Raw genomic sequence first — 16,302 nt, 5'->3', positions numbered from 1 at the left:
TTTGATGGGGAACTTTGCAAAACACCATTTCAAATTATTTGCTGCTCTAGTAGCTGTACTATTATTCATACAAATACCAGTTACCTATGCAGCGAACTTGTCGGATTTAAAAAATAAACAAAGTCAAGTAGAGCAACAGAAAAAACAATTGAATGCACAAATTCATCAAAAATCCAATGAACTTAAATCAAATCAAACCAAACAAGAACAATTGTTAGCTCAAATTGATCAGCTTGTGAATCAAATTTCGAAAACGAATGAAGAAATTAAACAAGTAGAAAATGAGATTGGACAAGCAAATGAAAAAATTGAAGCGTTGGAAGAGGAAATCGAAGAGCTTCAGAAAAAGATTGATGAGCGAAATGCATTGTTAGAAGAACGGGCACGTGCTCTTCAAGCAAATGGTTCTGTCACTTTCTTAGATGTTATGTTAGGTTCAAACAGTTTTGTTGATTTTATTGATCGTTTTTCAGCGGTTAATACATTAATTGAGGCGGATCGCCAAATTATTCGTGATCAAAAAAATGACCAACAGAAATTAGAAGAACAAAAATTAGTTCTTGAAAATACGAAACGCAAACTTGAAGAACAGCAATCAAAACTAGAAAATTTAAAAGCATCTTTAACTTCTCAAAAACAAGAAAAAAATAGATTAATAGATGAACTCGAAAAAGAACAACAAAAACTATTAAACGAGAAAAAATTATTAGAAAAACAATATTCCGAGTATCTCGAAATCAGTAAAGAACTGCAAGAACAAATCGCAGAAATCCAAAGACAACAATTAAGCAAAGCTCAATCTGCAGGTAATTTACCAGTTTCAGATAGCGGATTTATGAAACCGACAAACGGTGTTTTAACAAGTGGTTATGGTTGGCGAAATCTTGGTTATGGTCCTGATTTCCACTATGGAATTGACTTAGCAAATAGTGCAGGAACGCCAATTGTTGCATCTGCTGACGGAGTTGTGACATATGCTTCATCACTGAGTACTTACGGAAATGTTGTGATGATTACTCACAATATCAACGGTGAAATCTATACAACACTATATGCTCATCTAAGATCCTTTAATGTAAGTGTTGGGGATGTCGTGAAACAAGGGCAACAAATTGCTGAAATGGGCTCCACTGGTCGTTCCACAGGTCCTCACTTGCATTTTGAAGTTCATATCGGTACTTGGAGAGGACAAACTGCCGGCGTCCAAAACCCACTTCGCTATATTTCACTATAATGAAAGTATAAAGGCTGCATAGAAAGTATTGTTTTCTATGCAGCCATTTATTTTTATAGCTATTCAGTTACGGTTTTCATCATTTTGACATAGATTCTCCAGATGTACTCTGCTAAATTTATGTTATTCTATAAGTACATGGGTTTCATTTGGAGCAATCTGGAGGGGTTGAATGAACAACAAGAAGAAAGTGATAAGTGCATTGCTCATAATAGCATTAGTAGTCATTGCAGTCACTACGTTTATCAATAAACAATTGGATAGAAATAAAAATACCCTTGATGATAATATTCCTGGGTATGAAGTGAAATTCGACAGCCCCCAAAGTGTTGGGTTAGGAAAGCCTGCACCGGATTTTACTTTAAAAACTTTAGATGGGAATACAATGACCCTTTCTGATTTAAAAGGAAAAAAAGTCATTTTAAATTTTTGGGCATCCTGGTGCCCACCTTGTAAAGACGAAATGCCTTATTTCCAAGAATATTATAAGAAATATGCAAAGAAAGATAATGTGGAAATTGTTGCAGTAAATCTTACTTTTAATGACAATTTAACCAATGTTCAAAACTTCGTGAAAAGTTATGATTTAACATTTCCCATTCTCCTAATGGAAGAAGAAGGATTAAATTTAACATATAAAGTATACACAATTCCTTCCACATTCATGATTAATACAAAAGGAGAAATTGAAAAACAGATTTTAGGACCGCTAGACCTAGACACGTTAAGAGATTATATTACCAATTTAGAGTAAAAAAATCGCTCTTTTGCATGTGTTATTACCACTCGTTCTTACATAGATTGAACGAGAGGAGGAAAGTGAGTGCGAAAGAGTCGATTTTTTTTCATTTTGGCAATTGTTTGTTTATTAGCTGCCATCATTGTGTATTGGAAAAGTGATATGAAATCCGAAACAGCAGTAAAAGGAAGCAATATCCCTGTAATTGACCAAGCTTTTTCACTCATAAAAGAAAAATCAGTGTTTGACACAAAAGATAAGGATTTGATTGAAGGCGCGTTAAGAGGAATGACGGAAGCAATTAAGGATCCGTATAGCACGTACTATACCGAAAAAGAAGCAGCCATTCATCGTCAGTCTTTAGCAGGACAACGGGTTGGTATAGGTATTGAAATTACAGAAAAAGATGGAAAATTTATCGTTGTATCGCCTGTTAAATCATCTCCCGCTGAAAAAGCAGGTATACGTCCTTATGATGAAATTGTAGAAGTGGATGGTGTGCGTTTAGAGGGCAAAACCCTTGGGGAGTTGTTGCAATTAATTCAAGGGAAAGCTGGAGAAAAAGTAACCTTAGTCTTATATCGTCCAAGCACAGACAGGCATATTAAAATAACGGTTGAGCGAGCAGAAATTGATAATCAAACGGTATCATGGAAAGTGATTCCGATTGATGATACAAAAGTTGGATACATTTCCATATCAATGTTTGGAGAAGAGACGGTAGAAGAATGGATCGAAGCAACTGCGAGATTGATATCGGATGATGTAAAAGGATTGATAGTCGATTTGCGCGATAATCCTGGAGGTTATTTACATAGCGTTGCTGGCGTCGTAAGTAGCATCGGGAAAGATGGAGAAGTTTTTGCTTATATGCAAAATGCAGAAGGAAAGCTTGAAGCAATTAAAACAACAAAACTTGACGTTGATGAGGACTATTTGAAGAAAATGAAGGTCATTCCTTTAGTAGTTCTCCAAAATGAAGGAAGTGCATCGGCAAGCGAAGTGATGGTAGGAGCGCTAAAAAGTTGGAATCGTGCAATTATTGTAGGATTAAAAAGTTTTGGAAAAGGAACGGTTCAAGAAACTTATGATTTGGAAAATGGTGGGGAATTAAAATTATCAACGAATAAATGGCTTACTCCTGATCGAGATTGGATTCATGGAAAAGGAATCGAGTCGGATATCGAAGTGGAACAACATCCGCTATTTGCAATGGAAATTACACCGCTGCGAGGCGAATTTGCTGAAGGAGATTATAGTGAAGAGATTGCCTACGTTCAAAAGGTATTAAATGGATTGGGCTATAACATGGTGAGGACTGACGGATTTTATGATGAACAAACAGCAGAAGCAGTGGCTTCCTATCGGCAAAAACATGATTTAAAAAGCGGAAGACATATGGATGACGAGTTTTTCGCAAGCATTCGAGATCAAGTCGCTTTATATAAAGAAGATATGGAACATGATGTACAGTTGGAAATGGGCTTAAGTGTAATACTTCATAGAATCAAGGGGGATATTTAACGTTTTGAAGGTGAGGCTGTCTAGAATACATTTCTAGGCAGCTTTTTGTATCAAAGATTTCCATAAATATTACCATATTTATCTTAAAAATGATAAACTATATGTAAATTTTCTAAATTGTCAGAAATGATGTGTGGTGCATGATTTTATTTTATGTTGGAAGACGGGTATATTGATGCTACGCAAATTTTCATTCCTTTGATAAAATGAACAATAGTAGTAGTAGGAAACGGCGGTGGGATGAGTGATCGAGATATTAATAGAATTGTTTCGTGCAATCGGCAGAATGTTTTTAAATCCTCTATTGTATATTGCAATTTTTATGTCGATTTTTTTAGGATATGTACGAGTTAAAAGAGAGAGAAAACATTTCAATATTCGAATTTTATGGGGTTGGTCGGAATTTGCAGGCCTCATAAAAGAAGGGGTATGGTTAGCGCTCATTATTTCCGTCATTACCCTCTTTTTCGGATTGACTCAATCAGTTGAACTATTATTCTTTGTTACAGCTTTCAGTATATTAGGACTTGTTCTTTATCAGTTTCATTTACTTTCACCAATCATTCTGTTTGCCTTGAGTATGGCTGCCATAATCTTGATGAATATTCAAAATTGGTCCTTTCAATTATTAGGGTTGACAATTCAAGGGGTAAACGTACTTGAAGGAACTGCGGTAACATGCGCATTGGTTGCAGGGTTATTGTTAATGGCGGAAAGTCGCTTAATGAAGAAATATGGATTGCATTATGCATCCCCTATTATCGAAAAGTCAAAAAGGGGATTACATGGCGTTGCTTTCTTCACGAAAAAAATTTGGTTGTTGCCGATTTTTTTCGTAATTCCTGGACAAGCAATTGATGCTTATTTTCCGTGGTGGCCACAATTTTCACTAAACCATCAACAATTTACATTGATTTTGTTCCCTGCTATCATCGGATTCCAGCAAAAGACGAGACGTTCATTGCCGTTAAATGTATATCCTAAATTATCAAGGGCGATTTTCATTTTAGGGGAATTGGTGCTAATCGGAGGACTTGTAGGATATTTTTATCCTATTGTTGCAGTTGTGACTGTATTCGTCGGCGCATTCCTTCGTTTAATAATCTCCTATATTTATAAAGTTCGAGAGCGTCGTGATGTCTATGCCGTTTCTGCGCGTCCAAATGGTGTGATGATTGCTGCTGTTTTACCGAACTCACCGGCAGAAAAAATGGGGCTTCAAGCAGGAGAGGTTATTCGCAAAGTAAACGGTATGGAAGTGCACAATGAATTGGAATTGTATAAAGCCCTTCAAATCAATGCGGCTCATTGTAAATTGGAAGTATTAAATCATCAAAATGAATTGCGCTTAACGCAGCATGTCGTCCATAGTAAAGACCATTACCGCATTGGATTGTTAGTAGTAGAGTAACATACGAAATGGCTTAATTCTTCTTTAAAGAGAATTAGGCCATTTTCGTTATGTTTGGGGACTCGTTCACCAATGGAGGAAAATCTGATAATACAAGAAAGTGATTTTCACAATAAAAAACATCGGCTCTGTGCGAAATTGTCGCAACGCCGATGTAATTAAAAGAAATTTCTCAATACAGCTACCGTCAACACACCTACGACAACTGTTATGGATAAACTTTTCGTCCAAATTGCTACAAGTAATGTTGGGATGAATGCAATAGTACTTTCTATATCAAATGTGACAAATTTCCCTTCTTCACGAAGTAAGGCTTGAAATACAAGTGCGCTTAAAATGCATACGGGTATAAATTGGAGCCAACGCAATACGATATTCGGTAATTGGATATTCCGTACTAATATAAATGGAGTAACGCGTGGTACCCACGTAACAAAAGCACATCCTAAAATAAGTAAAAACATGGATAGCGTAGTCGTCATTTTTCAGTCAACACCCCAATCGTTGCTACAATAATCGTCGATAAAAGCACAGCTAAATGACCAGGCATGAAATAAGAAAGAATATACAAGCTTCCAAAAACACAACCGATTAATTTTAAATAATGCATGAGTTTTCTTTTATGAACATTTGCTAAGTTTAAAACTAGCAACGCAATAAACATCGCTACTAACGCATAATCAAGACCAAAAGCTTCAGCATTTGGAATCCAATTTCCTACAAGACCTCCAACAACACAAGCTGCGATCCATGTAAAATAGGCGGTTAAATTTAAACCATCCATCCAACGACCACCAAGATATTGTTCTCGTCCTATTTTTGTAATCGCAACACCAAACGTTTCATCTGTTATAAGCGAACCAAAGCCGACATTGCGTAAAGCAGAATAACGAGTTAAATGCGGTGCTACAGTAAGCGACATTAAAAAGAATCGTAAGTTAACAATAAACGTTGTAATAACCATGATGTACATTGGGGCTCCCGCTAAATATAAACCTGCAAAAATGAACTGTGCACTGCCAGCATAAACTAGTGCCGAAAGTAGAAAGATTTCTAAAATCGATAAATTTGATGTGACGCCTACTACCCCAAAAGCAAGCCCTATACTTATGTAACCTAATAATGTAGGAACGCAATCCTTCGCACCTTGTAAAAAGGAGTCATCAGAAAAACGTTGATTCACTTCCTTGACTTCCGTTGCCACACTATCCATTCCTTTCTACTAAATTTTCAAATATAATAAATGAAAAATACTGTTTTAAAAGATTGACGGAATTTTCGCAGTAAGCAGCATAAATGACTAAATCATCGTTACAGTACAAAGAGAAATTTTGTATTATGATAAATACAGAGATCATTTAATTTAAATAATCGCTAATTAATGGTAATAAACAGAAAATAAAAAATCAGAACATTCACATTTCGTTTAGTATAGTATACATTTGTCTTTTAAAATAGACAATAGGGTGGAATGAAAAAATGGATCAAATGAGTCGTAATATTGGTATACAATTAAAAAAAATTCGGAAAGAGCGGAGTTTAAGTTTGGATGATGTGGCAAAAGCTACTGATGTAAGTAAGGCACAGCTTGCCCAAATTGAAAAGGGTGAAGCAAATCCAACTGTTTCAACCCTTTGGAAAATAGCTGCAGGGTTAAAAATTTCATTTTCATCCCTTTTACAGCCACCGAAAACATTTTTCCAAAAATATAGTGTGGATCCTTCTACATATGTGTCTGAAGAAAATGGCAAATACCGTGTATATTCCATTATCCCTTATAGTCCGGAACGGGGTTGGGAATTTTATAAAATTGAAATGGATCCCGGGGTGATACATAAAAGTGAGCCCCACACGGAAGGAGTAGAGGAAACAGTTACGGTCATAGAAGGACAGGCAGTTGTCCAATGCGGCAATATGAAGGAATGTTTAGAAGAAGGTGAAACGCTCGTATTTTCTGCTAATCAGCCGCACCAATACGAAAATCCAACAGATAAGGTGACGATTTTACATTTAATTATTCAATATCGATAGAGGTGGAACAGGTGAGTGAATGGTTTACGGTAGAAAATATTGAAGCATTGGAAGCACAATATAGAACACTAGGACCGCTAATTGGAATCCTTTTTCCTTTCTTAGAATCCTTTTTGCCGTTCCTACCTCTAGTTGTTTTCGTAGTAGCCAATGCAAGTTCTCACGGGCTTTGGTTTGGTTTTTTACTTTCCTGGGGTGGAACAGTATTGGGGTCTTATTCGGTCTTTTTGCTCGTTCGTAGATTTGGAAATAATCGTAGGGTCCAACAATTCATTAAGTATGAAAAGATGCAAAAACTCATTCAATGGGTAGATATGAAAGGAATTGCCCCACTGTTTTTATTATTGTGTTTCCCTTTTACACCATCCGTATTAGTCAATATCGTGGCAGGGCTTTCCAATATTAAGAAAAAATATTACTTCGTCGTGTTGTTGGCAGGAAAATGTGTAATGATTTTAACAATTAGTTTACTTGGTTACGATATCGGCGCATTATTGCGAAGTCCCACAAAATTAGTACTTGTCATTGTCGCAATTTTCTTATTATGGATTATCGGAAAGCAAATTGAACGATATTTAAATAAACGTGTTGAAAGAGAATTAAAAGAAGTATCGAGACTTAGAAAGAATAAGAAATTAAAAATAACTTATAAAGATTAAGCTTGGTAAGTGATTGAAAAGGGGGCGTATGAAAAGTGGACAGCCCCGTTTTTCATTGGTGCATTTTATCGAATCTATTAGAAAATGTACTATAATAAATAAAATACTATTTTTCAATAAAGCAAGAGGAAATTGAAGGAGGAGCAACATGTCATTACGAATTATTAGCGGACGAGCTGGGACAGGGAAAACAGCCCTCATTCATCGAGAAATTGTGGAAGAGGTAAAATCTAATCCCTTTGGCCCACCGATTTTTTTAATTGTGCCAGACCAAATGTCTTTTTCTACGGAATACCAGCTAACGAATCACTATGATATTCAAGGGTTGATTCGTGCGCAAGTAATGACTTTTAAGCGATTATCCTGGCACGTATTACAAGAAACGGGAGGCATCGCAAAAGATAAAGTTGATAAAATTGGATATCGAATGCTCCTTAGAAGATTGTTGGAAGAAAATAAAGACCATTTTACTTTATTCCGACAAGCTGCTGATAAGCGAGGATTTACCGAAGAAATTGAGAAGATAATGAAGGAATTTAATCAGTTTAATATCGATAGTATCGCATTAAAAGAAGCAATTGAAAAATTTGAACAAGCCCAAGCTCCTCATACACTAATTGCGAAATCTAAAGACTTACAAATCATCATACAAAAATTAGAAGAAATTTTAGGGGATCGATATGTAGAAGGAGATGGACTATATCCCTTCCTTATCCAGCAAATGAAATACTCTGAAAAATTGAAAGACACTCATGTATATATCGATGGATTTACATCATTTACAGTGCGTGAGTTTGAAATTGTCAAGCAGCTTTTATCTTTAACGAAAAGAGTTACCATTGTTCTTCCTTTTGAAGATGAACAAGATAAACACAATGAACAAGCAGTGTTTTATCGTGCTGCTCTCACATACGACAAATTAAAACAAGAAACGACAAAATTAGGTATCGAAATTGAACCTAGAATTCATTTGGAAACAACTCACCGCTATAAAAATCGAGATTTATTTCATGTGGAACAGCAATTTTATCAGCTAACTCCAAAAAAAATCGAAGCAGAAGGTTTTATCAAGATTATTGAAGGAGCAAATCGGCGTGCTGAAGTTCATGGCATTGCCCGGGAAATAAAACGATTAGTGCAAGAAGAAAGTATTCGTTATCGTGATATCGGGATTATGTATCGACAAGCAGATGTGTATGATCCGCTAATTTCGACAATATTTGCACAATATGATATTCCTGTTTTTACCAATGAGAAAAAATCGATGTTGCATCATCCGTTAATTGAATTTAGCCGCTCTATTTTAGAAGTGATTACGTCTCATTGGAAATATGAACCGATTTTCCGTAGTGTAAAAACAGATTTATTTTTCCCATTAAACTCTAATGTAAAAGAATTAAGAGAGAAAGCGGATGTATTTGAAAACTTCGTCATTGCTCAAGGAATTTATGGAGACCGATGGATGCAAGACGACCGTTGGATGTATAAAAAATATCGAGGTTTAGAGTTTGTGACAACGAAACAAACCGATGAAGAAAAAAAGATACAAGCGATTATCAATGAAATGAAGGGTTACATTCGAGAACCTTTATTAAAATTTGAAAAACAATTAAAGAAGGCTCGTAATGGACAAGAAATCGCAACGGCTCTATTTACAACCGTTGAAGAATTGCAAATCTATGAAAAGCTTCAAGCGTTAAAAGATCAAGAACTGGAAGAAGGCAAACTGGAAGAAGCGATGGAACATGATCAGGCATGGAACCAGTGGGTAAACGTACTTGAACAATTCGCTATCATGTTTGGAGACCAGTCCTTAACGATTGAAGAAGCCGCTAAAATCTTGGATGAGGGATTTGACACGCTGAAATTTTCAAAAATTCCTCCAGCTGTTGACGAAGTGACTGTTGCAACTGTGGAGTTTTCCCGTTTTGACAATATGAAAGTTGTTTTCGTCATTGGCGTGAATGACGGAGTATATCCAATGCGTATTGACTATGAAGGATTCATAAACGATATGGACAGGGAATGGTTTTCAGGAATTGATGTGGAATTGTACCCATCATCCAAGCATCGACTCATGGAAGAAAACTTTTATATTTATCGTGCTTTTTCTTCCCCTACAGACCGTTTATATGTCACATATTCCAGCAGTGATGAGGAGAGTAAAGCTTTATTACCATCTCTTTATGTACAACGGTTGCTCAACTTATTTGAAGTAAACGGACAATACACATTGCCTCATGAAAGAATTTTTATTGACCCGATTGAAGAATGGAATAAAGAAAAAGTGCTTTCTTACTTACGACATCCGAGAACATCGTTAGCTTACTTAATGACTCAATTGAAACAAGCTGAATCAATGGAGCTTGCATCAGAATGGAGAGCGCTAAAAACGTTTTATGAACAAAGTGATGAATGGAAACCAGTACTTGAAGTTGTAATGAAACCGTTGAAAGAAAAAAATGTTTCAGAAAAATTGGCTCAAGATTTGACGGAAGCATTATATGGGGATGACTTCACCTCCAGCGTTTCACGAATTGAAAAGTATTTTAGTTGTCCATTTGCCCATTTTGCATCCTATGGTCTTCGCTTGCAACAACGTCCGGAGTTCCGTTTAGAAACATTTGAGATGGGGGATTTGTTCCATGAAGCTTTAAAGTGGATTTCGAAGGAGACAAGCCGATTGAATTTGCCATGGAATAAATTAACGAAAGAACAATGTGCCCATCTTGCACGAGAAGCTGTAAAACAGATTGTACCGGCTTTTTCACACCAAATCTTGTTAAGCAGTTCACGCTATCGCTATATTCAACGGAAATTGATGCATATCGTTGAAAAAACGATGATTGCCCTATCACAGCATGCAAAGAATTCAACCTTTAAGCCAATAGCTGTGGAAGCGTCTTTCGGCCCTAGCAAAAATGAACAATTACCGCCTTTAGAAATAGCATTAAACGGCGGCCGAAAAATGAAATTGAGAGGGCGAATTGACCGAATAGACCATGCAAAAGTTGGTGGAACATCCTACTTGCGTGTCATCGATTATAAATCTTCTGGCAGAGATTTAGATTTAAATGAAGTGTATTACGGCTTATCATTGCAATTATTAACGTATTTAGATGTAGCCGTTGAAAATTCATTGATTTTACTAAAAGAACCGGCAATGCCAGCGGGTGTCCTATACGTCCATGTGCAAAATCCTTTGTTAAAAATTGAGCAGGAGTTAAATGAATTACAAATCGAAGAAGAACGATTAAAAATGTACAAAATGAAAGGGTTGTTATCCGAAAATCAAGAGGCTGTGATTGCGATGGACGAGCGTTTAGAAGAGGATGGCAAGTCGATTATTATTCCGGTGTCGATAACGAAAAAACAGGAATTTTCCAAAACTTCGAAAGTTGTGCCGCCTGAAGCGATGGAAGAGTTGCGATTATTTGTGCGCAAAAAACATAGGGAAGCAGGGGATTCCATTTTAAGTGGTGATACTTCAATTCGACCATTTAAGTTAAAAGATCGAACTGCTTGTGATTATTGCGAATTTAAGTCGGTATGCCAATTTGACCCGACAGACGGTGAATATCAACTGTTGCAGGCAGATAAAATGCCAAATGTCGTAGAAAAAATTCGAAAGGAGTTGAATGACGATGAACTCAATTCCAACTAAGCCGAAAGACGCTACATGGACCGATGAACAATGGAAAGCCATTTGGGCAACGGGACATGATATTCTTGTTTCCGCTGCTGCAGGTTCAGGAAAAACGGCGGTGCTCGTTAATCGGATGATCGAAAAGGTCATTGCAAAAGAAAACCCGATTGATGTGGATGAACTCCTTGTCGTTACCTTTACCAATGCTTCAGCTGCGGAAATGCGCCACCGCTTAGCGGATGCTCTTGAGAAGGAAATTGCGAAAGACCCCCATAATGCTCATTTACGAAAGCAGTTGAGCCTTGTCAACAAAGCGCAAATTTCTACACTGCACTCTTTTTGTTTATCTATTGTTCGGCAATATGCTTATTTACTCGATATTGACCCGGGATTCCGCATTGCCAGTGAAGGAGAAATTTCTTTACTCAGGGATGATGTGTTAAAAGATGTGCTAGAGGAAGCCTATAGTGCTGAAGATGAAAACGAAGTTAACCGTATTTATCGGTTAGTGGATAGTTTTACGTCCGATCGAGATGACCAAGATATCGAAGTTTTGATTGATCAATTATACGATACTGCTCGAGTACATCCCGAGCCAAAAAAATGGCTTCATTCTCTAGTGGAACAATATCAGATTCCGAATGATGTGACGGTAGATGATTTACCTTTTATTGAGCATTTGAAAAGTGCTATAGAGTTTCAATTGGAGGAAGCAAGGTCTCACCTTTTAACGGTTCGTAAATATGCTTTAATGCCAGATGGTCCGGCTCCATACGGAGAAACGGTGGAATTGGATTTAGCGCTCATTCAAGAGGCATCTCGTCGCATTCGCTCTTCTTGGCAAGAAGCATACGAATTCTTTTCTACATTAAAATGGTCAACTTTAGCAAGGGTGGCGAAAGATTCTTGCGATGAAGAATTAAAAAAGAAAGCGCAAGATAAGCGAAATAAAGCAAAAGACATCGTAAAAAAAATTCAAGATACGTATTTTGCTAGAAAACCAGAGCGGCTCATTGAAGAAATTCGGCTCATGGCTCCGACAATTGAAACATTGGTAAAATTAACACTTCAATTCGATGAAAAGTTTAAACAAGCAAAATTAGAAAAAGCGATTGTAGATTTTTCAGATTTAGAGCATTATGCCCTTGAAATATTAACGATAGAAGAGGATGGAAAAATAAAACCATCTCCTGTAGCAATCGAATTCCAACAGCGCTTTAAAGAAGTGCTTGTCGATGAATATCAAGATACAAACATGCTGCAGGAAACGATTTTGCAATTAGTTAAAAGCGGCGATGAGAGTAACGGCAACTTATTTATGGTAGGGGACGTAAAGCAGTCCATTTATCGCTTCCGATTGGCTGAACCAATGCTCTTTTTAAATAAGTATTTAACATTTGAGGAAGAGCCGAAATCGAGCGGTTTGAAAATCGATTTAAATGCCAATTTCCGCAGTCGAAAGGAAGTTCTATACGGAACGAACTATATATTCGAGCAAGTGATGGGTGAGAAGGTAGGAGAAATTAAATATGATGAGAAAGCAGCTTTAAAACCAAGCGCACCATATGATGATGTCGAAGTTCCAGTGGAATTAGCAATCATTTATGAAGAACAGCCAGATACTTCTACTGATAATGAAAAAGAGGATATTGATTTAATAATCCAAGAGGAAATGAAAAAATCTCAACAAGAAGCTCGTTACATTATCCAACGCATTCGAGAAATGATGGATGCTGGTGCAACAGTGTACGATACGAAGCAAAAAGACCCAGGGAAGCGAATGCGCCCAATGCGTTATAGCGATATCGTCATTCTCATGCGATCAATGACCTGGTCGAACGATATTATTGAAGAATTTAAAGCTGCAAATATTCCTCTATATGCCGAAAGTTCCAAAGGATATTTTGAAGCGCTTGAAGTGATGATCATGATTAATTTATTAAAAGTCATTGATAATCCGTACCAGGATATCCCGCTCGCTTCTGTATTAAGAGCTCCATTTGTCGGCTTAACGGAAAATGAAATGGCACTCATTCGTTTAACTGAAAAGCAAGCATCCTTCTATGAAGCTGTAAAAATATTTGTTGAAAAAGAGCATTCAGGCCTTGAAATAGGCACACAAGCAAAGCTTGAAAAGTTTTTAAAACAATTGGATAATTGGCGAGATTTAGCACGCAGAGGCAGTCTATCTGATCTAATTTGGCAAATTTATTTAGATACAAATTATTATGAAATGGTAGGCGCGATGTCGAACGGTAAACAGCGTCAAGCTAATTTACGAGCGCTGCATGACCGAGCATTAAGTTTTGAAAAATCTTCTTTCAGGGGATTATTCCGCTTTTTACGATTCATCGATCGCATGAAATCCCGCGGGGATGATTTAGGAATTGCAAAATCGATTGGAGAGAAGGATGATGTTGTTCGTTTAGTAACGATTCACTCTTCGAAAGGGCTTGAGTATCCCGTTGTATTTGTAGCTGGATTAGGTAGTAATTTTAATCTAATGGATTTCAATCAACCATATTTATTTGATCAAGAGTACGGTTTAGCTGTTAAAGCGATAGACCCAGACAATCGAATTATGTATACTTCATTGCCATTTTTAGCGATGAAGGAAAAGAAAAAGTTAGAAATGAAAGCGGAAGAAATGCGCATTTTATATGTGGCGATGACCCGCGCAAAAGAAAAGCTCGTTCTCGTCGGCTCTGTGAAAGATTGGGAGAAAACGAAGCAAAATTGGTGTGAAGTTCAAAGTTTGGCTCAAGATGAAATGTTGCCGGATTATGTAAGGGCTCGAGCTCGAAATTATCTTGACTGGATTGGTCCAGCAATTAGTCGACATGCATCGTTTAAAGATTTTAGTGATACAGACTATACGCCGATACAACATCCATCCACTTGGCAAGTAAGCGTCATATCCAATGATTCATTCATGAAAAAACAGGAGAAAATGGAAGAAACGGAAAACGAACTTGCAAAGAAAGAAGTGGATGACAGTTTATTGCAAGAATTGGAACGTCGATTTACTCATATTTATCCATTTGAAAGAGCAACTAAGAAAAAATCTAAAACGAGTGTATCCGAAATGAAGCGCATTGAAAACTTGCAGCAAGAAGATGAGAGTGAGTACTTTGGAATTTATTATAAAAATCGCAAAAAATCATTCGTCAAGCGGCCAATTTTTATGCAAGAAAAACAATTAACTGCGACAGAGATTGGTACAGCGATGCATACCGTGATGCAACATGTACCGCAACAAGGGTTTATCAATACGGAAGAAGCACAACGGTTCCTTGAAACGTTAGTTGAAAAACAATTAATTACAGAAGAAGAGATGAAAGCTATCCAAATTGAACAACTATTGCACTTTTTTGCTACGCCAATCGGAAAACGATTTAGCAACGCGAAAAAATTGTATCGAGAAGTACCGTTTACATTAAGTGTGTCCGATGAGGAAGGCGACTCTCAAATGATCCAAGGGATTGTCGATTGCTTAATGCAAGATTATGACGGAAAATGGGTGTTGCTCGATTACAAAACGGATAAAATATTACCGTTTTTTGAAGAAGAGGAAGCGTTAATAGTTGAAATGTCGAAGCGTTATAGTGTGCAAATCCGCCTTTATGCGGAAGCGGTGGAAAAGATTTTACAAATCAAGGTAGATGAAAAGGTACTTTACTTATTTGAGGCAGGGAAGGAAATACAGTTGGAAGCTTTGGTGTAATAAACATTCGACGTTTCTTCTTGTAAGAATTGCATGAAAATGATAGTTTAATTGTATTTAGGAGGTCGAATGTAGTGTTTCAACCAACGTCTTTGAATGAAAGAATTCATACCCTTGATATTATGCGGGGATTTAGTTTGCTTGGCATTCTAATAGTGAACATCTTTGCCTTTTCCCTGCCGCTTCCCCACATTCTTGATTTGCATAGCTGGTTTACGGATTATCAGGATGTAATGTTATATCAAACATTAGATATCTATGTACAAAGCAGTTTTTATCCTTTATTTTCGATGTTGTTTGGTTATGGTTTAGCGATGCAGTGGATCAAAGCTGAACAAACCGGTACGAGATTTTATCCTTTCGCAACAAAACGTCTCGTTGTGTTATTCATAATTGGATTGTTGCATGCGTTTCTTATTTGGTGGGGAGACATCCTTACGATGTATGCTTTTTGCGGATTTTTCTTAATTTTATGTTTGAAATTAAAGAGTGGATGGTTGCTAACCGTTGCTTTAGCAATGAATGGTCTATTGCATTTCTTCATCCTCTCCTTATATGCCCTTGCAGGTATAGCAAATGCAGAGTTTGAAACTCCTCATGTCGATATTACTGCAATTAATAATGCGATTACAGCTTACGGTATTGGAACTTGGACTGATGCCTTTTTCCAACGTTTAAATGATTTAGCGGTTCAAATGGCTCCAGGTATGTGGATTAGCGCGTTGTTTACGATTTTGCCATATATGATGATCGGAGCAGCTGCTGCTAAGTGGCGTTTAGTTGAACGGGCAAAAGAATTGAAAATGATGTGGATTATACTAACGATTATTTGTATTGCTGGAGGGCTTTTTATTAAAAGTGTGCCTTTTCATGTAACGCGGACTTATTTATTAGAGTATGTCCGAGTTTATATAGGAGGGCCCATGTTAGCCGTAGGGTATGCATCTTTAATTGTCGTACTTTGTCTCATACCATTTGCAACAAAACTACTAACCCCAATCGCTAAAGTAGGACGCATGTCATTAACTATCTATATCATGCAGTCTATCATTTGCACTTTATTATTTTACAATTTCGGTTTTGGGTTATATGGAAAAGTGGATGTAATGATGGGAATTGTCATCGCCATTGGTATTTATGTCGTTCAGTTAGCCTTATCTGAATTGTGGTTTTTGAAATATCAACAAGGACCGCTTGAAAAAGCTGTAAAACGCATCACTTATGGAAAAAACGTTACGGAAAATTAAGCAATATAAATGATTTTCATGTAATATGTTATTAATACTACGCTTCGTAGTTTAATAGAATTTGTGAAAATGAAAAGGGGCTATTAC

11 protein-coding genes are annotated in these 16,302 nt (G+C 36.8%); 9 read left to right on the top strand and 2 right to left on the bottom strand.

Features of this window, described 5'->3' with window-relative positions; translation table 11 throughout:
* Positions 1–4: 4 nt before the first annotated feature.
* The 4 genes from NSU17_RS04245 (at position 5) to NSU17_RS04230 (ending at position 4,908) form a co-directional block, all read left to right on the top strand.
* On the top strand, positions 5–1,234 hold the full coding sequence (locus NSU17_RS04245; RefSeq protein ID WP_340704367.1) for a murein hydrolase activator EnvC family protein: 1,230 nt from the start codon (positions 5–7) through the stop codon (positions 1,232–1,234).
* Positions 1,235–1,406: 172 nt separating this feature from the next.
* Positions 1,407–1,988, top strand: coding sequence for a peroxiredoxin family protein (locus tag NSU17_RS04240; RefSeq protein ID WP_340704366.1), 582 nt, complete (start codon positions 1,407–1,409; stop codon positions 1,986–1,988).
* A 69-nt stretch (positions 1,989–2,057) separates the two neighbouring features.
* Positions 2,058–3,497: a S41 family peptidase gene (locus tag NSU17_RS04235; protein WP_340704365.1), complete on the top strand. Its 1,440-nt coding sequence runs from the start codon at positions 2,058–2,060 to the stop codon at positions 3,495–3,497.
* Positions 3,498–3,741: 244 nt separating this feature from the next.
* Positions 3,742–4,908 (top strand): PDZ domain-containing protein, encoded by a 1,167-nt coding sequence (locus NSU17_RS04230; protein ID WP_340704364.1) that lies wholly within the window; start codon positions 3,742–3,744, stop codon positions 4,906–4,908.
* 158 nt (positions 4,909–5,066) lie between these two features.
* Here the strand turns inward: NSU17_RS04230 and NSU17_RS04225 are convergent, their stop codons facing one another.
* Together NSU17_RS04225 and NSU17_RS04220 are read right to left on the bottom strand one after the other, a co-directional pair.
* On the bottom strand, positions 5,067–5,390 hold the full coding sequence (locus tag NSU17_RS04225) for an AzlD domain-containing protein (RefSeq protein WP_016839259.1): 324 nt from the start codon (positions 5,388–5,390) through the stop codon (positions 5,067–5,069).
* A complete protein-coding gene (locus tag NSU17_RS04220) occupies positions 5,387–6,121 on the bottom strand; it encodes an AzlC family ABC transporter permease (RefSeq protein WP_340704363.1) in 735 nt (244 codons plus the stop codon). Before NSU17_RS04220 ends, NSU17_RS04225 begins: the two co-directional genes overlap by 4 nt.
* A 266-nt stretch (positions 6,122–6,387) precedes the next feature.
* On the opposite strand from NSU17_RS04220, the gene NSU17_RS04215 reads away from it, so the two are divergent.
* From NSU17_RS04215 to NSU17_RS04195, 5 genes are all read left to right on the top strand, one after another.
* On the top strand, positions 6,388–6,939 hold the full coding sequence (locus NSU17_RS04215; protein ID WP_340704362.1) for a helix-turn-helix domain-containing protein: 552 nt from the start codon (positions 6,388–6,390) through the stop codon (positions 6,937–6,939).
* A gap of 11 nt (positions 6,940–6,950) precedes the next feature.
* A complete protein-coding gene (locus NSU17_RS04210; protein ID WP_340704361.1) occupies positions 6,951–7,598 on the top strand; it encodes a TVP38/TMEM64 family protein in 648 nt (215 codons plus the stop codon).
* A gap of 148 nt (positions 7,599–7,746) precedes the next feature.
* Entirely contained in the window at positions 7,747–11,262 is a 3,516-nt protein-coding gene (gene addB / locus NSU17_RS04205) for a helicase-exonuclease AddAB subunit AddB (protein WP_340704360.1), read from the top strand.
* The gene (addA, locus tag NSU17_RS04200) at positions 11,243–14,968 is read left to right on the top strand and encodes a helicase-exonuclease AddAB subunit AddA (RefSeq protein WP_340704359.1); all 3,726 of its coding nucleotides are present in this window, start codon (positions 11,243–11,245) and stop codon (positions 14,966–14,968) included. Before addB ends, addA begins: the two co-directional genes overlap by 20 nt.
* 74 nt (positions 14,969–15,042) lie before the next feature.
* A complete protein-coding gene (locus NSU17_RS04195) occupies positions 15,043–16,215 on the top strand; it encodes a DUF418 domain-containing protein (RefSeq protein ID WP_340704358.1) in 1,173 nt (390 codons plus the stop codon).
* The last annotated feature ends 87 nt before the right edge of the window (positions 16,216–16,302 follow it).

The organism is Ureibacillus sp. FSL K6-2830, assembly GCF_038004145.1.
GTDB classification, from domain to species: Bacteria; Bacillota; Bacilli; order Bacillales_A; family Planococcaceae; genus Ureibacillus; species Ureibacillus thermosphaericus.
Note: the sequence above shows the minus strand (reverse complement) of the source record. Positions and strands in the feature narration are given on the sequence as shown.